Annotated in this window: 17 protein-coding genes, 1 tRNA gene and 1 pseudogene; 4 read left to right on the top strand and 15 right to left on the bottom strand. The window is 62.0% G+C overall.

The features are described from left to right. Positions 1-25: 25 nt before the first annotated feature. From BW934_RS10635 to BW934_RS10615, 5 genes are all read right to left on the bottom strand, one after another. The gene (locus BW934_RS10635) at positions 26-1,261 is read right to left on the bottom strand and encodes an aspartate kinase (RefSeq protein WP_084182580.1); all 1,236 of its coding nucleotides are present in this window, start codon (positions 1,259-1,261) and stop codon (positions 26-28) included. Positions 1,262-1,365: 104 nt separating this feature from the next. Beyond that, complete coding sequence (argH, locus tag BW934_RS10630) at positions 1,366-2,748, bottom strand: argininosuccinate lyase (RefSeq protein WP_076347921.1); 1,383 nt, start codon at positions 2,746-2,748, stop codon at positions 1,366-1,368. Next, complete coding sequence (locus BW934_RS10625) at positions 2,745-4,007, bottom strand: argininosuccinate synthase (RefSeq protein ID WP_076347919.1); 1,263 nt, start codon at positions 4,005-4,007, stop codon at positions 2,745-2,747. Before BW934_RS10625 ends, argH begins: the two co-directional genes overlap by 4 nt. After that, positions 4,007-5,074, bottom strand: coding sequence for an ornithine carbamoyltransferase (argF, locus tag BW934_RS10620; RefSeq protein ID WP_076347917.1), 1,068 nt, complete (start codon positions 5,072-5,074; stop codon positions 4,007-4,009). The genes BW934_RS10625 and argF overlap by 1 nt, the downstream gene beginning before the upstream one ends. A gap of 324 nt (positions 5,075-5,398) precedes the next feature. Further along, positions 5,399-9,904, bottom strand: coding sequence for a glutamate synthase-related protein (locus BW934_RS10615; protein ID WP_076347915.1), 4,506 nt, complete (start codon positions 9,902-9,904; stop codon positions 5,399-5,401). A 179-nt stretch (positions 9,905-10,083) separates the two neighbouring features. Here BW934_RS10615 and BW934_RS10610 point away from each other — a divergent pair, with 179 nt between their 5' ends. Continuing rightward, positions 10,084-10,572, top strand: coding sequence for an N-acetyltransferase (locus tag BW934_RS10610; protein ID WP_076347913.1), 489 nt, complete (start codon positions 10,084-10,086; stop codon positions 10,570-10,572). An 81-nt stretch (positions 10,573-10,653) separates the two neighbouring features. Here the strand turns inward: BW934_RS10610 and BW934_RS10605 are convergent, their stop codons facing one another. From BW934_RS10605 to argC, 3 genes are read right to left on the bottom strand one after another with little or no spacing between them, the layout of a single operon-like run. After that, positions 10,654-11,823 carry an aspartate aminotransferase family protein gene (locus tag BW934_RS10605; RefSeq protein ID WP_076347911.1) on the bottom strand — a complete coding sequence of 390 codons (1,170 nt, stop codon included), beginning with the start codon at positions 11,821-11,823 and terminating at the stop codon, positions 10,654-10,656. Continuing rightward, entirely contained in the window at positions 11,820-12,605 is a 786-nt protein-coding gene (gene argB, locus BW934_RS10600) for an acetylglutamate kinase (RefSeq protein ID WP_076347910.1), read from the bottom strand. The genes BW934_RS10605 and argB overlap by 4 nt, the downstream gene beginning before the upstream one ends. A 12-nt stretch (positions 12,606-12,617) precedes the next feature. Then, a complete protein-coding gene (argC, locus tag BW934_RS10595; RefSeq protein ID WP_076347908.1) occupies positions 12,618-13,664 on the bottom strand; it encodes an N-acetyl-gamma-glutamyl-phosphate reductase in 1,047 nt (348 codons plus the stop codon). Positions 13,665-13,854: 190 nt separating this feature from the next. Between argC and BW934_RS10590 the strand changes: the two genes are divergently transcribed. Together BW934_RS10590 and BW934_RS10585 are read left to right on the top strand one after the other, a co-directional pair. Then, positions 13,855-14,127 (top strand): hypothetical protein, encoded by a 273-nt coding sequence (locus BW934_RS10590; RefSeq protein WP_076347906.1) that lies wholly within the window; start codon positions 13,855-13,857, stop codon positions 14,125-14,127. 105 nt (positions 14,128-14,232) lie between these two features. Then, positions 14,233-14,308 (top strand) — tRNA-Arg (locus BW934_RS10585). A 182-nt stretch (positions 14,309-14,490) separates the two neighbouring features. Here the strand turns inward: BW934_RS10585 and BW934_RS10580 are convergent. From BW934_RS10580 to BW934_RS10570, 3 genes are all read right to left on the bottom strand, one after another. Further along, positions 14,491-16,038: an anthranilate synthase component I family protein gene (locus BW934_RS10580; protein ID WP_076347904.1), complete on the bottom strand. Its 1,548-nt coding sequence runs from the start codon at positions 16,036-16,038 to the stop codon at positions 14,491-14,493. A 24-nt stretch (positions 16,039-16,062) separates the two neighbouring features. Continuing rightward, complete coding sequence (locus BW934_RS10575; RefSeq protein ID WP_076347902.1) at positions 16,063-16,629, bottom strand: anthranilate synthase component II; 567 nt, start codon at positions 16,627-16,629, stop codon at positions 16,063-16,065. A 107-nt stretch (positions 16,630-16,736) separates the two neighbouring features. Further along, positions 16,737-17,741, bottom strand: coding sequence for a LacI family DNA-binding transcriptional regulator (locus BW934_RS10570; RefSeq protein ID WP_076347900.1), 1,005 nt, complete (start codon positions 17,739-17,741; stop codon positions 16,737-16,739). A 277-nt stretch (positions 17,742-18,018) separates the two neighbouring features. On the opposite strand from BW934_RS10570, the gene BW934_RS10565 reads away from it, so the two are divergent. After that, positions 18,019-19,302 (top strand): glycosyltransferase family 87 protein, encoded by a 1,284-nt coding sequence (locus tag BW934_RS10565; protein WP_076347898.1) that lies wholly within the window; start codon positions 18,019-18,021, stop codon positions 19,300-19,302. A gap of 80 nt (positions 19,303-19,382) precedes the next feature. Here the strand turns inward: BW934_RS10565 and BW934_RS10560 are convergent, their stop codons facing one another. From BW934_RS10560 to BW934_RS10540, 4 genes and pseudogenes are all read right to left on the bottom strand, one after another. Next, positions 19,383-20,135, bottom strand: a complete 753-nt coding sequence (locus tag BW934_RS10560; RefSeq protein WP_076348138.1) for an SDR family NAD(P)-dependent oxidoreductase — start codon at positions 20,133-20,135, stop codon at positions 19,383-19,385. A gap of 19 nt (positions 20,136-20,154) precedes the next feature. Continuing rightward, positions 20,155-20,970 (bottom strand): 1,4-dihydroxy-2-naphthoyl-CoA synthase, encoded by an 816-nt coding sequence (menB, locus tag BW934_RS10555; protein ID WP_076347896.1) that lies wholly within the window; start codon positions 20,968-20,970, stop codon positions 20,155-20,157. Positions 20,971-21,164: 194 nt separating this feature from the next. Next, positions 21,165-21,668, bottom strand: a pseudogene (locus tag BW934_RS15240) (UPF0236 family transposase-like protein); the annotation flags it as partial. 430 nt (positions 21,669-22,098) lie between these two features. Continuing rightward, entirely contained in the window at positions 22,099-22,905 is an 807-nt protein-coding gene (locus BW934_RS10540; RefSeq protein WP_234969735.1) for a sugar phosphate isomerase/epimerase family protein, read from the bottom strand. Positions 22,906-23,038: the final 133 nt, after the last annotated feature.

Raw genomic sequence — 23,038 nt, 5'->3', positions numbered from 1 at the left:
GGCTCACAGTTCTGACTATAAAAAACTATCGCGCATGGGTCAAGGGCGTCACGGCTTCCGCCTCGATAAACGCGCGATGCAGCGCCTGCACCGCCGCCTCGACGAGATCGGCCGGAATGACGCACGACACCTTGATCTCCGAGGTGCTCACCATGTGAATCGGCACCTGTGCATCCCGCAGCGCGACAAACATCTGCGCCGCCACGCCCGGATTCGAGATCATCCCAGCGCCCACGATGGAGACCTTGGCGAGCGGCGACTCCTTCTCTATCCGCTTAAAGCCGATTTGCGGCTGCAGTTCCGCCACGACCTGCTCCGCCTTCTCCAAGTCCGCCTCGTTCACCGTGAACGACACGTCGACCGCCTGCGCGTCCACCACGCTCTGCACGATCACGTCCACATTCACGCCGCGATCGGCCAGCGCCGAAAAGATGGCCGCAAGCGCATGCTCCTCGACCGGCACACCGACCACAGCCACGCGGGCCACCTGGCGCTCAAACGCGATGCCCGTGACGACTCGGCGGCCTTCCAGCTGATTCTCCGCCACGACTTGTGTCCCATCCCTTTCCGTAAAACTGGACCTGACGACGAGCTTCACGCCGAAGTGCTTCGCGTTCTCGACCGCCCGCGGGTGAAGCACCTGCGCGCCGAGGTTCGCAAGCTCAAGCATCTCATCGTACGAGATGACGTCGAGTTTCTCCGCGGCCTTCACAACCCGCGGATCCGTGGTGTACACGCCTTCCACGTCGGTGTAAATCTCACACACATCCGCGCCCAGCGCCGCCGCAAGCGCCACGGCAGACGTATCGGATCCGCCTCGGCCAAGCGTCGTCACTTCGCCCTCCGCGATGCCCTGAAAACCCGTCACGACGGGGACGACGCCGTCGGCGAGGAGCGCGCGCAAGGCCGACGTGTCGATCTTCGACACGCGCGCGTTCCCATGCACCGGCTCCGTCGTGATCCCAGCCTGCCAGCCCGTGAGCGACTTGGCGGGGATGCCAAGCGCGTGCAGCCGCATCGCGAGGAGCGCCGCCGACACCTGCTCGCCCGTGGCGAGCAGCTGGTCCATCTCCCGCGGATCCGGCCTGTCCACGATGGCCGCGGCGAGATCGACCAACTCGTCCGTGGTGTGGCCCATGGCGGAAACCACTACCACGACATCGTGGCCCTGCGCCTTCGTTCGCGCCACGCGATCCGCCACCGCGCGAATGCGCTCCGTCGAACCGACGGACGTGCCGCCATATTTCTGTACGACGAGCACCTTCTCCACTCCCTGTCTCCATAGTGGTGCCATTTCGTCTATCTTACCTGATGCAGCGGCCGTGGCGGAAGCACTTCGGCCGATCCGCCACACGCAATCCGCCCTCAGGCGCCTGGGCCTTCGACGGCCTCCTTCGCGAGGGCAAGCTGCAGGCGAACGGCGGCGGGCGCCGTGCCTCCACGCGACTGGCGAGCCTCCACCACGTTCGCGATGTCGAGCGCCTCGTACGCGTCTTCGCCGATGAGCGGGGAACGCGCGCGCATCTCCTCGAGGCTCAGGCCCGCCAGGTTCGTCCCCTTGGCGATCGCGTCCGCCACGAGCCGGCCCACCACCTCGTGCGCCTCGCGAAACGGCAGGCCCTTGCGCACCAGGTAGTCGGCGAGATCGGTCGCGTTCGAGAAGTCGCGCGCAAACGCCTGCGCCAGGCGATCCCGGCGCACCGTCATCGTCTCCACCGTGCCCGCCATCACCTCGAGCGCCGGCACGACCGTATCGACCGCGTCGAACGCGCCCTCCTTGTCCTCCTGCAGGTCCTTGTTGTACGCGAGCGGCAAGCCCTTCAACACCGTCAGAAGCGCAATGAGATGCCCGTACACCCGCCCCGTCTTGCCGCGCACCAACTCAGGCACGTCCGGGTTTTTCTTCTGCGGCATGATGCTCGATCCCGTCGCGTAGGCGTCCGCGAGCTCAATCCAGCCGAACTCCTCGCTCGACCACAGCACCATTTCCTCCGCCAGCCGCGACAGGTGCGTCATGATCACGGCGCAGTTGAACAGCAGGCCGAGCACGTAATCGCGGTCCGACACGGCGTCCATGGAGTTCTCGTACAGACGCGTGAAGCCGAGCTCCTCGGCCACCATCTCGCGGTCGATGGGAAACGTGGTGCCCGCAAGCGCCGCCGCGCCGAGCGGCATCAGGTCGATCTCGTCCTTCAGCGCGCGAAGGCGCCGCTCGTCCCGGACAAGCATCCACACGTAGGCCAACAGGTGATGCGCCAAGAGGACGGGCTGTGCCCGCTGCAGATGCGTAAACCCCGGCACGATGACGTCGAAATGGCGTTCCGCCGCCCCAAGCAGCGCCCGCTGGAGGCGTTTCACGCCGGCCAACAGCTGATCCACCGCATCCCGCGCCCACAGGTGCATGTCGAGCGCCACCTGGTCGTTGCGGCTGCGCGCCGTGTGGAGCTTCTTCGCCACATCGCCGATGCGCTCGGTCAGCAGGCGCTCCACATTCATATGCACGTCCTCATCCTCGAGCCGAAACTCGATCTTCCCCGCCTCGTGATCCTCGAGAATCGACTCCAGCCCCGCGATGATGGTTCGCGCCTCATGCGGCGCGAGGATGCCCGTCTGACCGAGCATCCTCGCGTGCGCAATCGAGCCGCGAATATCGTAAGGCAAAAGTCGCTTGTCAAAGGAGATGGACGCTGTGTACTCCAGAACCAGCTGATTCGTATCTTCGCTGAAGCGTCCGCCCCACAGCTTCATGCCTTCGCCTCCACCTCGTGCCCGAGAACGGAGTAAGCGTCATCGCCGAGGCCGGACGGTTTCTCCTCGCCCGCGTGAAGCGTCGCGTAAACCGTCGTCGGCAAGCCGTACAGCTGGATGAAGCCGACCGCGGCGCCGTGATCGAACTTGTCGCCCGTTTCATAGGTGGCGAGATCGTGCCGGTACAGCGAGTAAGGCGACTTGCGGCCCGTGGCCTGCGCGTGGCCCTTGTACAGCTTCACGCGGACGTCGCCGGTGACGTACTTCTGCGTCTCGTCGATGAACGCGTCAAACGCGGCCTTGAGCGGCGAGAACCAGAGTCCGTTGTAGATGAGCTTCGCGTACTCGAGTTCGAGGCCCATCTTGTACTGCAGCACTTCCCGGGTGAGCGTGAGGTGCTCGAGCTCCTGATGGGCCATGATGAGCACTTGACCCGCCGGCGACTCGTAGACCTCGCGCGACTTGATGCCCACCAACCGGTTCTCGACGTGATCGATCCGGCCGACGCCATGCCGCCCGGCGATCTCGTTCACCCGGTGGATGAGCTCGACGAGCGGGAGCGCCTCGCCGTTCAGCGCGACGGGCTTGCCTTGCTCAAACGAAATGACGATTTCCTCCGGGGCATCGGGCGCCTTCTCTGGCGAGACCGTCCACAAAAACGCGCCTTCGGGCGCTTCCTGCCACGGATCCTCCAGCACGCCGCACTCGATGGCGCGGCCCCACAGATTGGCGTCGATGCTAAAGGGGTTGTCGAGATCGACCGGAATCGGCACGCCGTGCTCCTTGGCGTAGCGGATTTCCTCGTCGCGCGTGAAGCCCCACTCGCGCACCGGCGCCACCACGGTCAGATTCGGGTTCAGCGCGTGAATGGAAACCTCGAACCGGACCTGGTCATTGCCCTTGCCCGTGCACCCGTGCGCGACGGCCACGGCCCCCTCTTTCTCGGCGACCTCGACGAGCAGTTTCGAGATGAGCGGGCGCGACAAGGCGGACGCGAGCGGGTATTTTCCCTCGTACAGCGCGTTGGCCTTGAGGGCCGGCAGAATGAAGGATTCCGCGAATTGCGCTTTCGCGTCGATTTTGTAGGATTTGACGGCCCCAACTTGAATGGCCTTGGCCTGCGTCGCGTCGAGGTCTTTGCCCTCGCCCACGTCGACGCACATCGCGATCACGTCGTAGCCGTAGTGATCCCGGATCCAAGGAATCGAGACCGAGGTGTCCAAGCCGCCAGAGTAGGCGAGCACGAGTTTCTCCGCCATCACAAATCCTCCCCAAACGCGCTGGCGTCCGCCATGGTGGCGGCGAGTACCGCCTTTTGCGCGTGCAGCCGATTTTCAGCCTGATCGAAAATGATGGAATGCGGCCCGTCAATGATGTCGGGCGATACTTCTTCCCCGCGGTGCGCCGGCAGGCAGTGCATGAACACGTAATCGGGCTTTGCAAGCGCGCAGAGCTTCTCGTTGACCTGATAACCTTCAAAAGCTTTGATGCGCGCCTCGGCCTCCTCCTCATCCCCCATGGAGACCCAGGTGTCCGTGTAAACCACGTCGGCGCCCGCAATGGCGCGCTCAGGGTCAGTCGTGACCAACACCTCGGTGCCCTGCTGAACAGCGTGCAGCTTCGCCTCTTCGACGACCCACTGCATCGGCTGGTAGCCGGCGGGCGTGGCCACTCGGATGTTCATCCCGAGCTTCGGCGCAAGCTGCAGCCACGAATGCGCGAGGTTATTGCCGTCTCCGATGAAGGCGACGGTGATCTCCTCAAGCCGACCTTTGTGCTCGAGGATGGTCAGCGCGTCGGCAAGCAGTTGGCACGGGTGAAACTCGTCGGTGAGCCCGTTAATCACCGGGATGTCGGCGTACTTGGCGAACTCCTCGACGTCCGCTTGGCGGAACGTGCGAATCATCACGCCGTCCAGGTAGCGCGACATCACTTGGGCCGTATCCGAGATGGGTTCACCGCGCCCCGTCTGCAACATGTTGCCCGGCAAAAACAGCGCGTGGCCGCCCAGCTGCAACATCCCGACCTCGAACGAGATGCGCGTGCGCGTGGACGATTTATCAAAAATCATGCCCAGCGTCTTCCCGGCAAGGAGCGTGTGCGTGAATCGAGACTTTTGCGCTTCTTTCAGCAACTCGGCGAGGTGCACGAGATTGCGCAGATCATCGCCGGACAGATCGCTGAAGTGAAGCAGGTCCTTGCCCGCCATAACGCGGTGACAGGACCACAGGGCATTCTGCAGCCGCACCGACAGATAATTGGAACCCAGCGGCACCACGGTCGACGGTCCGCGCCCAAGGGCGTTTTTCATATCCCACACTGCCACAGCCGAAACTCCTCTCCGCTCCTGCGAGCGATGTATTTCTGTGCATCCGTGTACCGTCAAGGAAGCGTCGTTTGATCCGTCCTTGCATCATTATACACGAATCTGCATATCTATCAACTCCGGCTGTGGAGCCCTCGTGTGGGGCCGCTGCGAGGCGAGCTTCCAACCGCATGACGCCGCATGACGCGCCCCGAGCGGCGCCCCGTCGCCAGGGTGCTGCGACGCGACAGCCGCCCGTCCCTGTCGGCCCTGTAGGCCATCAAACGCCTTTCCAGTGAAACGGCCGCCCCGCTGGGGCGGCCGTTCGAGAACCGCGTCTTCGCCTCACTCCGTCGCGATGTCCTGATCCGTAATTTCGTGCGCGGGCTCGACCATCAGGAAGTACAGCGATGGATTGTCAATCAGCTTCTGCAGGCGCCGCGCCTCGTCGTGTTGGCCGTAGCGCCGCAGTTCGAGCTGATACGCGCCGAGCAATTCCGCGATGTCGTTTCGGCCCTTGGCGTCAATCACGCGCAGCGCCACTTTGGCACCTTTCGCGATTCGCCGCCTGAGCGCCTGTTCGTCAAGCCCCATCTCCGGGTCGTGACGCAGATACACGCGTCCGCCCGTCATTCCAGAGCAGATCCACGGGCCGGGATCGCCCAGGACCACCGCGCGCCCGCCAGTCATGTACTCGAACGCAAAGCCCTTGATGTTCGCGCGGTTGGCAATGTGCGACAGATCTGCGCGCACCGGCGCCTCGATTTCGCCGCCGATGACCACATCCGCGCCGGACAGGCGGATGCACGCCCGCGCGTCGGCGTTCCCCTGGATGATGAACAGGCCACGCGCTGCGCCGTACGCCAAGCCCTTGCCGACGGAACCGCCGCGCCAGACGCCGTCCGCACATTTGCCTTTCAAGACGACGATTTTTCCGCCGAACGCCGCCTTGCCCACGCCGTCCTGTGCGCCGCCGATGGCGACGGAGACCATGCCCTCGGTGTGATAGGCCGCAAAGCCTGCGCCCGCCACGCCGTCGTGAACGACGGGGCCGACCTCGCCGCGCCGACGAGCGCGGATGCTTTCGCCCGAGAGCCGCGTGCCCAGGGCCCGCGGAACCGCGCGAATTGCCGTCACCCGGGACCCGACCGCGGTCACGACGCCGTCCGTTCCCGTCGCGGCGCCGATGGCCGCCACATCCTGCACGACGTCACCGTAGGCCTCCTCGAACGTCCGGTAGCGAACGTGACAGCCCTGCCCCACGTACTCCTCGCGAACGCGCAACAGCCACGACGTGTCAAGCCGCGCGTCTTCGCGCAGATTGACCAGGAGGTCGCTCCGCCCCACGAGATCCTGGGTGCGGCTCGCGCCGAGCTTGCGCGTGAGCGCTTCGACGTGTTTCCCCACCTCGGAGAAGAACCGCACGAGTTGCGCCACGGCGCGATCGAAGTCCTGCGGCTCAAACTGCTTCAGGCCCTTCGCCTGCGCCTCCGCGATATCGTGCATCTGCGTCGCGATGCCGACGTGACACGTATCCTTGTGGCAGGCGCGGCAGGCCGTACAGCCGATGGCCACCATCGCCATGGTGCCAAAGCCCACGCGATTGGCGCCGAGCAGAATGGCCTTCATCACATCGTGTCCTGACTTCATCCCGCCGTCGGCCCACAATTCCACGTAGTCGCGCAACCCGGCCTCGCAAAGCGCCTCGTGCGCCAGCTTCACGCCAATCTCCATCGGCAAGCCCACGTGGCGGATGGCGTGCGCCCTTGCCGCGCCGGTTCCGCCGTCGAAGCCCGACAGCGTGATCACATCCGCGCCCGCCTTCGCAATACCGACCGCGATGGTCCCAATGTTGGGCACGACCGGCACCTTGACGGCCACCTTGGCAAGCGGATTGATCTCCTTGAGCTCGTAGATGACCTGGGCAAGGTCCTCAATCGAGTAGATGTCGTGATTGTTCGACGGCGAGATCAGATCCACGCCCTGCGTCGCGTTGCGCGCCGCAGCCACCTGCGCCGTCACCTTCGATCCCGGCAAGTGACCGCCTTCGCCCGGCTTCGCGCCCTGCCCAATCTTAATTTCAAGCACATACGCGTTGTTGCACAGGTCCGCGTTGACGCCGAATCGGCCCGACGCAATCTGACGGCCGCGGTTGCGCGGATACTTCTCGAGCAGGTCCTTGATCTCCCCGCCCTCGCCGTTCAGGCAGACGATGTTCATCCGGTACGCCGCCTCCGCATAAGCGCGGTAGGCCGTTTCGTTCTGCGAGCCGAACGACATCGAGCTGATGACGATCGGGTACGCATGCCCGTCGATGGTCGTGTCCACGTCTCCCGCCGCAGGCTCCTGATCCTCTCGGAATCCGAGCAGGTGACGAATGCTAATCGGATTGTCCGTTTCAAACTGTTCCAGCTTGGACACGAACTCCTCATAGGCCAGTTCCCCGTCCGCGACAGAACCCGCCGTCTTCCAAATCCGCGGATACAATTGGAACAACCGGTTGGGCCGCACACTCTTGCGATCCTGTGCCTCATACCAGCTGCGGCGCAGTTGCGCCAACTCCTCCATCCGCGCAAACGACAAACCGGCCGTCTCGGAGCCGCAGAAGTTCGGAATGGCGAGGTATTCGGCCACTTCGTTCGCCAGGCCGATGGCGCTAAACAACCGCTCGTATCCCCGCACCTCGTGAATGCCAAGCGTGGAGATGACCTTCTCGATCCCCTTGGTCAAGGCCTTGTACAAGTTTTCAATCGCGTGCGCCCCGCCCTTGTGGGCTGCATACTCCCACATGTGGTACGGCACGACCGCGTCCGCGCCCAGCCCAAGTGCGACCATGATGTCGTGCAGATTGCGAATGCCGCCGCTGCGCAACACCACGCTCGTTCGCCGCCGCAAGTGCTCGCCCTTCTCCTTCGCTGCGGGCCGCAGCAAGGCGCGATGGACCGCCGACACGACGAGGAACGGATCGATGTGTGGCCCGCGGCGGAACTGCAGGCGGTCATCGAGCACAATGACGTTCGCCCCGGCCTGGACCGCTTCAAGCGCCTCGAGCGAAAATCTCTCCAACGCTTCGGGTACGCTCTCGCCGTCTCTGCGGTGAATCAGGATTTCCGCCGTGCCGTTGGGGCTCGTGCGGAGCATCGCAAGGGCGTCCTCGTAACAGACGGTGCCAAAGCGGTGAGCGAGATTCTGAATCTCGTCGTACTCCACGCCGTATGCCTCAGGCAAGCCCTCCAAGAGAATGGGCGCCTGCACCTCGACGCGCGGCGCTTCTTGGTACAGGCCGTCAAAGGACGGCCGCCGCCCGAGGACCGAACGCGTGCTGAAGTGCTCGATTTCGCGCTCGCGGTCGATGGCGGGATTCGTCACGACGGCCACCGTCTCATGCAGGTAATCCGAGAGAAGGGTCGCCTCTTCCGACAAGGCGCCGATCGGACTGTCAAACCCGAGCGACTTGATGGGCTCGGCCCCGCTCTGGATTTCCTGGTCCATCAGCTTGAGGTCGTCGTCCCGGAACCCAAAGGCCAGCATGCGAACATCGAGCGGCTTCGCGTCCCGCTTCGCGTGCGCCACGTCCGCGTTCACGCTCACGCCATAAGGCACGGCGAAGTGAAGATTGCGGTGTTCCCCGCGGAAGTTGAACCGCTCTCGCGCGAGCTCTAGGACCTCCTGCTGCAGCTCGTCGTAGGCGTACAACTTCACGCCCGTCTCGCTCCAGCGCACCCCAACCTTTTCCCCAGGCGCAAGGGGCTTCGGCTCCGCGGTCCACAGTTCGAGCGGAACGATCCCCTGCTCCGACGAGAAGTAGTACGCGGTATCCGACTCGAGCTGCCACATCGGCCGCAGGCCCAGTGCATCGACGCTGAACACAGCCGCGTTGCCGTAGCGCATCATCACGCCCGCCGGACCTTGCGCAAACGGGCCCCATAGCGACCGATAAAACATGTACAAGTCCGACAATTCTTCCGACATCGACTTGATTTCGTGCACAATGGGCGGGAACAAGAGCTCCGCGGCTTCGAACAAGGACCACCCACGCGTCGCCACCAGCGCACAGAGCGTCCGATCCACCATCTGAGAGTCGCTGAAATCCGGGCGCAACGGCACGCCGATCATCTTCGACTCCGTGTAAAAACGAGCGATGGTGTTGATCTCGCCATTGTGGCCGAGGCAAGAGAAAGGCTGCACGCGCGGGAACGACGTCGTCGTATTGGTCGAATAGCGCGTGTGCGCGATGACAAACGCCGACCGGCAGAGCGGGTTCTGTAGATCCTTATAGAACCGGTAGAGCGTCTCGTCGTTGCCCACCACCTTGTACACCACCTGGTCATGCGACAACGACGCCACGTGAACGCCTTGCAACTCGTCGATCTCGGCGAACGCCGCGAACACGCGCGCATCGTCCCGCTGTGGCAGGCAGCCCGCCATCTGAACGAAGTGGGGCTTCACCTTCTTGCCGAGCGGGCCGAGGACCGACTCATCCACCTGGTCCACCACGACGGCAACCGGTTCCATGCCGTGGTGCGCCAAAACGCGCAAAATGGGATCCTGGGAAACCTCTTTCTCCAACAGGAAATGACCTACCCAAAAGCCTGGCTCATGGACGAGCTTCGCGGATGTGCCAAGGCTCTCCAGCCGAGAGGCCCAGAGCGCCCTCGGAATATCCAGCAGCAACCCGCAACCGTCGCCTTCGTTCTTCACGTAACCTGCCCGATGGCGCATCGCGCGCAGCGCATCGATTCCGTTTCGGACCGTGTCGTACGAGGGTTGTCCTGATTTCTCAATCTGCGAAAAAATGCCGCAGGCATCGTATTCGCGCTGCAGATCCGTCGTCAACTTCTCCAGCTCCACCTGTGCCACTCCTTTTTAGCACAATATTTTGACACTCTATCTCTCTTCGCGTCAAGCCTAGATCCTGAACCAAACGTGCGATGGGCGATCCGAAACGGCTATGAAACATTATACGACTTCTTGAATAATCATGCCATCCCGTGTTATAACATGAGTGCAACGGGAGAGGAGGAGCCGCGTTGGACATCCGGAAGGCGACCTCAGCGGACGTCGAAGAAATGCAACAACTGATTCAACATTTTGCCGATATGGGACTGATGCTGCCGCGCACCATCAAGTCGCTCTGTGAACATCTCCAGTGCTTCACGGTTGCGGTCGAAGATGGGCGGGTCATCGGCGTTGGGGGATTGCACGTCCTGTGGACGGATTTGGCCGAAATTCGGTCGCTCGCCGTTTCGCCAGATGCGCACGGCAAAGGCGTAGGCAGCCAAATCGTCAAAGCACTGCTCCAGGAGGCGGAAGACCTCGGCATCGCGCAGGTGCTGTCGCTGACGTACCAGACGAGATTCTTTGAGAAGCTGAACTTCCACGTCGTCCGAAAAGAGACGCTGCCGCATAAAGTGTGGAAAGACTGCATCTACTGTAACAAGTTCTATCACTGCGATGAAGTGGCCATGGTGTATTATACTCGTCACTTCCAGCCCTTGAAACAGGCGAAAGAGGCGTGAGCGCTAACCAGCGCTGACGCACTCCTACTATAGCAAATTCGAGGCAATTGCGAAAGACCGAACATCGGAGCCGCGCCTGCTTCAGGCGCGGCTCATTTGTGTCACGATGGCCTCGAACTCCTGGACGTGCGCTTCCTCCAAAATGAGCGGAGGAACCAGGCGGATGCGCTTCGGCCCGCACACCGTGACCAAAAGGCCGCGTTCCGCAGCCCGTTTCCGCCACGAAGCCGCGTCCTCCACGTCAAATCCCCACATCAGCCCGAGCCCCGTCACCCGCTCAAAGTGCGCCTCGAGGACCGTTCGCAGCGCTTCCCCCACCTGGCGCACGCGCTCGAGGAAGCCGGGATCGCGCACGACCTCCACCACGTAGTTGGCCACCGCCATCGCGAACGGATTTCCGCCGAAGGTGGAGCCGTGCAGTCCAGGCGTGAACGCGTCCGCAACCTTTTGCTTGGCGAGGATCGCACCGACTGGGATCCCGTTTCCAAGCCCCTTGGCCATGGTGATGATGTCGGGGGACAGGCCAAAGTGCTCATAGCCAAAAAAGCGCCCGGTCCGCCCGACACCCGTCTGAACCTCGTCCACAATGAGCAGCGCACCCAGTTCCTTTGCGCGCGCGGCGAGCCGGCGCAGGAGATCCTCGTCGACAGGCCTCACGCCCGCTTCTCCCTGGACCACCTCGACAATGCAGGCCGCCGTGCGATCGTCCAACATCTCGACCGCCTGCTCGTACGTTTCGGCCACCTCAAAGCCCGGCACGAGCGGCGTCATGCCTTCGCGGTACTTCGGATTGGACGTGACGGACAGCGAACCCATTGTCCGCCCATGGAAGCTGTTGGGCAGCGCCACCACGCGAGTTTTTTCCGCATGCCCATTCACGTACTGGTACCTGCGCGCCAGCTTCAGCGCGCCCTCATTGGCCTCCGTGCCTGTGTTCACGAACATCGCGCGGTAGGCTTCCCCGCCGCGCTGCGCGAGCTGCGTGAGCTTCTCCGCAAGCGCCACCTGTCCTTCAATGAGGAACAGGTTGGACACATGGAGCAGTTGCCGCGCCTGCCGCTCGATCACGTCGGTCACGCCGGGATGCGCATGGCCCAGGTTGCAAACCGCGATGCCGGCCGTGAAATCCAAATACCGCTTTCCCTGATCATCGTACAGGTACACGCCTTCGCCGCGGACAAGGGCGAGATCGCGCTTGCCGTAATTCTGAAATAGAACCTGATCCGCCAACTCAAACAGCGCCGTCTTCATGCCGTCACTCCCTCTGTACAGCCGACAAGCCGCGTCCCCACAGCTCGCCTGTCACTCTGCCCCAACGCGGCGCACATCACCGCGTCCTGGTCGCGGCCGTCCACCACCCAGACCTCTCGAACGCCGTGCTCTGCGGCGTACAGCACAGCCGTTACTTTCGGAATCATGCCCGTGGAGAAAGCGCCCGAGGCAAGGAGCATCGCGAGCTCCTCCCGCGAGGTATCGAGCAGGAGATCGCGCGCCTCGAAGTCCCGATAGATGCCCGGCACGTCGGTCAAAAACAGCAGCCTGGGAGCTTGCACCGCACGCGCGATCTGCGCAGCCGCGTGATCGGCATTGATGTTATACGGTTGCCCCGCCTCATCCCGCCCGAATGGGGCGATGACCGGCACCCGTCCAGACTGGGCCGCAGCCCGTACCGCTTCCACGCGCACACCACCCACTTCGCCCGTGCGGTCGCGGCCGACGTCCCTCGCGATCACGACCTCGCCATCGGCAAACGCCTGCACGGGCAGGCCGTGCCGGGCCAGGGACTCTGAAATCTCCCGATTGCATTCTGCAAGCGCAGCTACGACGTGCGGCACGGCTTCGGCGGTGGTCTGCCGCAGGCCGTTCACGAAGGGCAATTCGATGCCGGCATCGCGCAGTCGTTTGGAGATGCGCGGTCCCCCGCCGTGCACGACCACCACCGGCCACTCGCGCCGCCGCGCCTCCCGCACCGCTTCCACCAGCGCCAACTCCGCGCTCCCCTCGAGGGACCCGCCGACCTTGATGACGATCACGTCGCGATCACCTCACATCCACAGCGGAACGAGCTCGAGCCCTTCCGTTTCGGGCCAGCCAAACATCAGATTCGCATTCTGCACCGCTTGTCCTGCGGCGCCCTTGCCGAGGTTGTCGATCGCGGAAAACACCTGGAGGAGCCGCGACCGCTCATCCCAGCGCACAGCGATGTGACATTCGTTCGTCCCATTGACCGCCTTGATGTGCGGCATCTCGCCTTCCGGCAACAGCCGCAAAAACGGTTCGCGTTCGCAGAAGGATGTGTACCGATCATACACCATCGGCGCACGGTCCGGCGGCAGAGGGACGTATGCACAGACCAAGATCCCTCGCGGAACGGGGAGAAGCTGCGTCGTCAGCAGAACCCGGGCCCTTTCGCCGATCGCGCGCTCGATCTCCGGCGTGTGCTGATGAAGCCCGACGCGGTACGGGTAGACGTCGTTCGCAAGCTCCCCCAGGTGAAGGTGCGGCTTCGGCGCCCGCCCAGCGCCCGTCACGCCTGACTTTGCGTCGAAGATGATGGGGCCTGTGACATCCGACAGCCACTCGCCGAGCGGCAGGACAGCGAGCGCACATGCCGTCGCGTAACACCCCGGATTCGCCACGACATGCGCGTCCCGGATGGATGCGCGATCCCGCTCCGGCAACCCGTAGCGCGCCGAGGCAAGCGCCTCCTCGGGCAGCGCAGGTCGACCGTACCAGGTTTCATACACGTCTTTTGGCAGGCGGAGATCCCCGGAGAGATCGATGACCTTCACACCGCGTGCTTTGCCCGACTGCGCGATGTCCCACGCCACGCGGCCCGACTCCCCGGATGGCAGCGCGACGAAGACGAGATCGCACGTTTCGGCCGCCTTGCGCACGTCCAACGGCTCGACCGGCGGCAGGAGGTCAGCCAGCGGGCGCAGGTGCGGCAGATGTGCGTCGAGCGGCCCGGTGCGCGCGCCCGACCCGGCCAGATACGACAGCGAGAGACGCGGATGCCCCGCGACGAGGCGCACGAGTTCCATGCCCGCGTAACCCGTCGGACCCACGATCCCGACCCGCACGTTCGTCATGTATAAACATCCTCCATTCTGTATCGATATTCAGTATAGCGAACGGAGGATCCGGAGGGCAACTTCCGTTCTTTTCTAACCGCGGTGAGAGGCCGCGATCGCCCAGTTTGCGGGCTCTGTGCGAATGCCCGTATCGCCGGGCGCGTGTCCCATCATTTCATGCAGTAACTTCGCAAGGAGGGATGTTCGCATGGGTGCATTTGGCGGTTACACCCGCTGGGCTGTCGTGTTCCTGGTGATTTTCGTGCTGTTCTTCCTGCTCGTGCCGGCGGGCGTCGGCGTATGCCACGCGGCTCCGGCACCAGCTCCGGTCGCGACCGTGGCCTACACGGAGTACGACGAGATCATCGAAACCGGTCCCATGTACGGTTACGTGCCCCATCATCCGCCGATGGCACATGGCACCGTGATGCACGAAGAGTACCATGGACACTACGAAACGGATGAATCGAGCAGCCTCTAACTTTCACGACCCTAGCCCCATGGAATCGCCACCGCGCCGTCCAGCGACTGTCGCTGGACGGCTTGCATTCTCCGGTCGGCCCTGCTATGATACATATCGTCGCTTGCGTCCGTAGCTCAGTGGATAGAGCGCTGGCCTCCGGAGCCATAGGTCGGGGGTTCGAATCCCTCCGGACGCGCCATCGACAAAGGGGAGCTTTCACGATGAAAGCTCCCCTTTTGCCATGACATGACCCGAGTCGCCGCGACCTCTCCGCACATGACGGCCCTGGCGGGATCGTTTGCCTTCGCTCCTCGGTCCCGGGCTCGCCTGTGGCCGTGGCGAGCCCCCAACCCGTCGGTTCTTCAGCCCGCCTCCCACCACTCACGTGGCCGCGACAGGCCTCGCGCGCGATCCCGTCAGTACATCGAGAAGAGCGCCGGCCTTAAAGTGACACTCGTTCCACTCGCGCTCCGGCACCGAGTCGAACACCACCCCAGCCCCCACCTGCACGTATTGCACATCGCCGATCGCGACGACGCTGCGAATGAAAATGGCCGTATTGGCATTCGCCCACGCGTCGACCATGCCGATGAAGCCGCCGTATGGCCCGCGCCGGTAGGGCTCGAGCTCGTCGATGATCTCCATCGCGCGTATCTTCGGAGCCCCCGAGAGTGTACCGTTTGGAAACGTGGTCAAGAGCGCATGGAACACGCTCACGTCGTCGCGCAGCAGCGCGGTGACGCGGGACACGAGGTGATACAAGTGGGAATACCGCTCCACCACCATCAGCTCTGGCACCGAGACGGTTCCTGGCTTCGCGACCCGGCCGAGATCGTTCCGGCACAGATCCACGAGCATGACGTGCTCGGCGTTTTCCTTCGCGTCGCGGCGCAGTTCCTCCACGAGGCGCGCATCCTCCTCCGGCGACCGGCCGCGCCCGCGCGTGGTGCCGGCAATGGGCTTCATCTCAGCCCGCCCGCGCAGCGCGCGGAACTGGACCTCTGGACTCGCCCCATACAGCACCATCCCGGGATACTCTGCCACGAACATGTACGGTGACGGGTTCAGCCGCCGCAACTGGTCGTACGCTGCGAGCGGAGGCAACCCGCCGCGGACCTGCATGCGGGTCGACGGAACCACTTGAAAAATGTCGCCGGCGCGAATGTATTCGACCGCGATCTCCACATTCCGGCAGTACGTCTCCTTGGAGACGTCATACGTGATGACGGGATCGGCCACACCTCGGCGCAGCGCCTCCTGGAGGAACAGCGGCTGCGACACGCCATCCCGGCAAGCCGCCGCGATGCGCTTTTCGACTTCGTTCAGCTCGTCGTGCAGCCGAGAATCGGCCGCCAACACGTCGGCGTCGTCCTGGCGGAACAAAACGATATCCGTGCCCGTGAGTTGAGCCACGGCTGCATGCCAGAGAAGGCGAATTTCCGGCAAATTCCGGTCATCTTCAGCCGTCATCGGCACGCGCTCCAGGTAACGAATGGCATCGTATGCGGTGTAGCCAAGAAATCCTGCGCTGAACGGTTCCCCCTCAGGACCGCACAAGAGCTGACGAAGCTTTTCGCGCAGTTCATCGAGGAGCGCCATGGGGTCGTCGACCCGCACGTGGATCTGCTCCTCCCCGACCACACTGTCCCACCGATACGGCGCGCCAGGCACCTCGGCACCTGACGACTTCACGAAAGGAAACAGGAGCGCCGCAAGCGGCTGGCGCGCGAACACACTGACGACGTGATCGCGCACCTGGACCTCCACGAGCGGCGACACGCCGATGAGGCTCATCTGATACTCGCTTTCAATGTCCTCTCGCCCGGCTTCGAGCAAAAAGACCTGGCCGAGACCCATCACGTCACGAAGTGCCAAGTACAAATAATACGGATCCACGCCCTGAGGCGCGGAATATCGGGTCTGTTTCATGATCCGTTCTCCTCCGTTTCTCGATCACGCCACGTCCGCGAGGAAATTGCGGATGATCATCTTCCCGTGGTCCGTCAGGATGCTCTCAGGGTGAAACTGTACCCCTGCGGCACCCGTGGGCCGGTGGCGCATGGCCATGATGTACCCGTCCACCTCTGCCGTGATGTCAAACGCATCAGGCAGAGACGAGCGATCGACCACCAGGGAATGATATCTTGTGGCCCGAAACGGAGAAGGGACGTCGCGAAACAAGGGGTCCGTACCATTGTGGAAAATCATCGAGGTCTTACCGTGCACAGGCTCGCGCGCGCGCACCACGTTGCCGCCGTACGCGTAGCCGAGGGACTGGTGTCCGAGACACACGCCCAACAGCGGAACGCGCCCTGCAAAATAGCGAATGGCGTCCACCGACACGCCTGCTTCTCGGGGGGAACAGGGGCCAGGCGATACCAGCACGCCGGACGGCCGCAGCGCCTTCAGTTCTTCCAAAGACGCATCATTGCGGCGCACGACCACCTCGGCACCTAATTCCATGCAGTATTGAACGAGGTTGTAAGTAAAGGAGTCAAAGTTATCGATCATCAACAGCATGCAATCTCCACTCCCCTCATCTCAACGGGCCTTTCGGCCCCCTCCGCTCGGCACACCTCACCTGATTGGCGGTGATACGATTACAATACGCCGCCCCCTTGCGCGCGTCAAGGGAGCGCCCTTCCCGTCGACTCCCGGACGATGAGCTCCGTTTGTAACTCGACGGTTCTCACACCGGAAGCAACGCCTTCAATTTGATCGAGGAGAAGCTCGACCAACTTCGTCCCGACATCGGTCTTTGGGATTCTCGCCGTCGTGAGCGCCGGTGTCGACATGCGCGCGAGCTCCACATCGTCAATGCCAATCACAGACACATCTTGCGGGACGCGAATGCCCCGTTCACCAAGGGCTCGAATCGCGCCGAGCGCCAGGAGGTCATTGGATGCTGCAATCGCCGTGAACCGGATGCCTTCATCCAGCATGGACGCTGTGCGCTCGTACCCTGCGGTCATCGTGTCGCGAAGGTAGGGAACGAGTTGAACGAGTGGGCCTCCGGCCACGAGGCCACCATCGCGCATCGCGTCGAGATAGCCCGCGTACCGCGGGTTTTCTTCGTGATCGTCATACTCACCAAGAAACGCAATGTCCCGATGCCCAAGCTCCATCAGATATTCCACGTTGCGGCGCATGGCTTGATACAGGTCAACGTGGACGTGCGGGAGCCCAAAGTCCGAGCTCCGGTCTTTGTAAATGCAGATGGGAATCTTGCGAGACAGTTCCTTGAGATCGACGACATTCATGACCTCGTAAGGCGTAAGCACCATCAGGCCATCGTAAAAACCTTCGAGAATGAGGCGCATATACGCCTCGCGGTCGCGGGTCACGTTGTACAGGGAAAACGTATAACCTCGCGCCAGCGCGGCACGCTCGATCCCGAGCAGCACCTCGTGATAGAAAGGGTTGCCAAGCGATGAAATGATGCAAGTGAATTGCCCGCAGCGCTTCATCTTTAAGCTTCGCGCCATGCGATTAGGCACATAATTCAGTTCCTTAATGGCTTGTAACACGCGTTCACGGACATCCGCCGCGACGTATCCGTTTTCATTCAGGACCCTAGAAACCGTCGTCGGCGACACGCCTGCCCTTCTCGCCACATCCACCCGTGTGGCCATGTCATTCCCCCCGATTCGCGCGAACGCGCCGCTGACTCGAGTCCATGTACAGCGCGGTCGCCCTTTTCTATTGTTATACATCAGTTCTATTGTAGGAGACTGTGTGTCAATCGACAAGACATCGCAGCGAGATCCTCGACCTGCGGTTGAACGCTCGCGGCCGTTCCGCAGTCCTTCCCCAGCGATCACGACACACCCGCGCAACTCTAAGAGGAATTTGATAGAGGTTGTGGTACGCTGACCACGTGAGCTTCGAAAGACGAGGAGGACACCCAGATTGAATCTGCGCGAACGCACGGGCGAAGACGGAATTCGATATGCCGCGACTGCCATCGCCGCCGTCGCCATCGTCGCCTGCGTTCTCAAAGAGTGGCAAGGACTCAGCAGGCTTCACTTCCTAGGTTACGACTACGCCTTTTTCTACAACGCGTTCCGGCACGTGCTGACCGGACAAACGGACTGGCATCACTTGTACAATCCGATGAGTGAGATCGCTTTTTTGAAAGCACACGGATATCCACTCGACCCGCACAATCACTATGTGTATCCGCCGCAGTTTGCATGGCTGTTCGCATGGCTTGGCCTGCTTCCGTTTGCCATGTCCCTCGCACTCTGGCGGCTCATGTCTCTTTTCGCGGGCGTGTTGGGCGTCTATTGGACCCTGAAGACGCTGTGGCCGCGCATTCGCAGGGGTCATTTGTTGCTGGCGATGGGGGCCAGCTTGACGTTAACGCCGTTTCAGTTGGACCTCGCGGTGGGCAACGTCAACACGTTGCTTTTCGCGCTGCTCGCGTTTGCGTTCTATGCCATCTATCGCCTGGACAAGCCAACGCTGGCTTCCGCTGCCCTGGCGGCAGCGGTTTTAATGAAGGTCACGCCCATCGCCGTTCTATTTGCCCTCGCCCTTCAAAGGAGATGGAACGTCGTCTTGCGGGCGCTCCTCATGATCGCGCTAGGACTTGTAGGGTCCTGCCTGTGGCTTGGGGGAGACAGCACCGCCCAGTATGCTCTCCACTTCCTGCAATTTGGGCGGGAGAGCATGGGAAATGGTGCGGCGCCATACAACCAATCTCTGCTTGGCGTCCTTGAGCTCCTGGTCAATCGCGGCCGGTCAAGTACACCGCCCGCATGGCTCAGCGCTTTCTTTGATGGCTACGTGCTCACCTTGCTGCTCGCGTTCGCGTTCGCCTTGAAGCGCCGTTCGTGGTCGACCCAGTCCATTTGTATCGGACTCGGCGCCATGCTCCCCCTTGCTGTGTCGCCGCTCGTGGAGCAACCGCACATGGTGCTCACACTGCCAGCGCTCATCGCATCCTTTTACATTCTACGTCGCCAACCGCAGGCGTCACGGCGCGTGTACCGGGCGCTCTTCGCGATGGCTTACGCGCTGCAGACCCTGCCCGTGACGTTTCTGCTGAACGACGCGACGCACTGGTTTCCCGGTTTATACTGGATTCACATTCAGATGTTCGTATCGCTCGCGTCCCTTCTCGCGCTGCTTCTGACCATCGCATGGCGGCATCCAAGCGAACGTCCGGCCCCACGACTCGCCCTCGGTTGAGGCTCGCTTGTCGTCGGCCGGCATCCTCCACGCGCGGGCGGAAATCGCCTTCCCGCCCGACGCCGGGGATAGTTGGAGCCTCACACCATCGTCAGACCACCCGACACGCTCAGCGTTTGGCCCGTGATAAAACGGGCATCGTCGGACGCCAAAAACGCAACCGCACTCGCGACTTCCTCCGGCTCAGCCAGCCGCCTGAACGGAATCGCGCGCTCGAGCGCCATGGCCAGCTTTTCGTTCTGGCCGGCAATCTCCTGAAACAAAGGCGTTCTGGCCGGTCCCGGGCATACCACGTTGACGTTGATACGATACTTCGCCATTTCCCGCGCCAGCGTCTTCGAAAACGCGATGACGCCCCCTTTCGCCGCCGCGTACACAGCTTCTCCCGTCGAGCCCACGCGCGCCGCGTCCGAGCCGATGTTCACGACTTTCCCATGCGATCGCGCCACCATATGCGGCAGTATCGCGTGACACGTGTACAGCACACTTTTCAGGTTGATCGACAGAATCTTCTCCCACGTCTCCTCCTGGCTGTCGAGGAAAAGTTCCATTCGGTCCCAACCCGCGTTGTTCACGAGGATATCGATCCGCCCGAACTCGCTGATCGCTTGCGCCGCCATCGCCTGGACCTCGTCTCGCCGAGTGACGTCCACGCGTATCGGCACAGACGCCGATCCCATGGCCTTCAGACGATCGCTCGTCTCGCGGGCGCCGTCCGCGTCGCGATCGACGACAACCACCGACGCGCCCTCGGCCGCGAAGCGCTCGCAGATGGCCTTCCCAATACCGCTCGCCCCGCCCGTCACGACCGCAATCTGATCCCTGAGCCTCATGGACATGCCCCCCGCTCCATCATGACTGCCGATCTCGGCGGCGGAACTTACGGAAATTGGGCTTTCGCTTCTCTTTGAACGCCTGCAGCCCTTCCAAAGCCTCTTCCGAGCGGTAATACATCGCGAGCGAAGCCATGGACAAGCGCGTGATGCCCTCGATATGCGCAGAGTCGGCATTAAAGGAATATTTCAACATCTTGAGGGCCGTCGGACTCTTATCGAGAATCTTCTGGCACCAAATCTCGACCTCCTCCATCAGCCGCTCGTGAGGAACCACCTTGTTGACAAGGCCCATCGCAAGCGCCTCTTCGGCTGTGTATGGTTCGCACAGAAACCACAGCTCGCGGGCCTTTTTTTCGCCCACCACGCGCGCGAGGTAAGCGGTTCCATAACCCGCGTCAAAACTCCCCACCTTCGGCCCCACCTGGCCAAACTTAGCCCGATCCGACGCGATGGTCAGGTCGCACAGCACGTGCAGGACATGTCCGCCGCCGATCGCGTACCCATTCACCGCCGCGATCACCGGCTTCGGGATGCCTCGAATCAAGCCGTGCAGCGTCTCAATTTCGAGTCCAATCCCCTCCTCCAAGTCACCGCCCGTGCCCGTGTACCCTTCGCTATCCCGGTCCTTCTGATCGCCCCCGGTGCAAAAGGCGCGATCGCCTGCTCCGGTCAAAACCGCCACACCGATTTCAGGATCGTCCCAAGCGTCCCGAAACGCCGCGATCATCTCGCGCACCGTGAGCGACCGAAACGCGTTCAACACTTCCGGACGGTTGATGGTCACCTTCGCGATGCCGTCCCGCTTTTCATACAGAATATCCACATACGCCATACGGATGCCTCCTCGTCAGCAAGGCTTGTAGGCTTTGCCCAGCCACTCCCGCGCAATGACGATTTTTTGGGTCTGCGCCGTCCCGTCACCAATCTCCAAGCCAATGACGTCCCGCAGCCGCTGCTCATGCGGCAAGTCCTCCGCACGTACACGCCATCCGCTTCCACGTGCAACGTCTCCACCGCTCGCTTGCCGGGCGTCGGCATGCCTTGCTCAAATACCTCCTCGCGTGCCCGTTCTGCCTTCGCACGCTCCTCCTCGCCCAGCCGCTGCACCTCCTCCCAAATCGCCATCGCGCTCACTTCCGGCACCCACGCTTGCAACAGGCTCGCCGCCCGACGGTACGACATCTCCATGGCCAATGCGATCGCTTGCGACCGTAGCTGAGGAGACAGCCGCCGATGGGGCTCCAAGCCCAACGCCTCGTCTCAGAGAAAGCGGCGCTCGCCCGTCTGCTTATCCCGGTAGTACCGCCGCCAAATCGTGATCTCGCCTACAGTGGTGACCAGCGTGCGAGCCTTCCGGTGGATGAGCGCCCATCGAGTCTTGTCTCGCTCCTCCTGCAGCTTCCGGTCCATTCCCTCGAGCAAGAGTTGGAGGAGCTCATTGGCTGTGCCACGGACGGTGCCACACACGCCCTGCTCCAAGGCCGTGAAGTCACCTGCCTCGTCAACTACATTTTGCAAGCTCGACAGCATCTGCAGGAAGACAGCAAGGACACGTCGAATATCGAGCATAAGAGACCTCACTCCTTTCACCGCGCTGCAACGCGGGCTTTTTTCTTGTCTCAGTGAGGTCTCTTCTCTTTTGCCTCGGAGAATCCTCCCAGAAGCAAACCCTACTCAAACTTTATACGCTCTTATCCACAACAAAACGCATGCCTACACAAAAGCAAATAAAAACGCGGCGCATGCCTGTGGATAAGTCCGACAGGCCGCGCCGCTATGGGAGCCCACATTCATCCATGAGTCTACGTGCTCTGTCCAACTGTCGAAGTCGGGTCTTTTATTCTGCATCGCCTGTGGATTAATATAAAAAAGCGTGGCGACAAATCACCACGCGTTTTCCTATCTCCTCAGCCCGAGGGTTTCGCCCCTCGGGCGTTTTGGCTTCGCAAATTCCAAATCGCTATTCTTCGGCAAAGAGGCACTGTTCTAGGACGCTCAACGACGCTTGCAGGCCAGCCCGCTGTCCCAGAACGAAGTCCTCCACCTCAATCGAAATGAAGTCGTCATAACCCGACGTTTTGAGAGCATAAATAAAACTTTTCCACCAGTCGATTCCCCGCCCTAAGCCGACGGCGACATAATTCCATGATCGAGCCGTCACGAGTTCAACCGGCTTTGTCTCCAACGCGCCGTTCACTTGTGCCGCAGCAGATTCAAATCTCGTATCTTTTGCGTGGACGTGAAATACCGCATCGCCAAGTTCCTGAACGGCACATATCGGATCGGCACCCATCCACATCAGGTGAGAGGGATCCAAATTCATGCCTACACGAGGCCCAACGGCCGATCGCAAGCGAAGCAGCGTCTCGGAATTGTAGACGAGCTGCGCGCTGAAATTCTCAAGAGCGATGCGCTGGACCCCAACTTCCTCGGCCTTTCTCACTAGAGTGCGCCAATAGGGAATGGCAACCTCATTCCACTGATAATCCAGAGCTCCTTTCAACTCTTCCGGCCAGCTGACCGTATAACAGATCCAATTCGGCATGAGGTCGCCTTGCCTTGCCGCCGGCAGTCCACTCATCATTACAATTTTGTCAACCTCAATACGACCTGCGAGCTCGAACGTCATGTCAGTGATTTCTCGATGGCGCGCCCCGCGTTCACCGGGATCGAGAGGATTACCTGAACAGTTGAGTGCGCAAATCCGAATGCCGGCGCGATGCAGTGTTTCCAGAACATAATTGAGGTATCCGTCGTCCTTCAGCATCTTTTACCATTTAATATGGGGCTCCGTAGACCACCATCAAGTTACCAATGCAATCCATTTGAAACCATACGAACTCAATATTTCTATTGCCTCTTCCCATGTGTACCTACTCAAGCAATCAGAGACCACAGCG

The organism is Alicyclobacillus vulcanalis (assembly GCF_900156755.1).
GTDB lineage: Bacteria > Bacillota > Bacilli > Alicyclobacillales > Alicyclobacillaceae > Alicyclobacillus > Alicyclobacillus vulcanalis.
The sequence above is the reverse complement of the archived record's forward strand: the minus strand, read 5'-3'. Positions and strand labels throughout refer to the sequence as shown.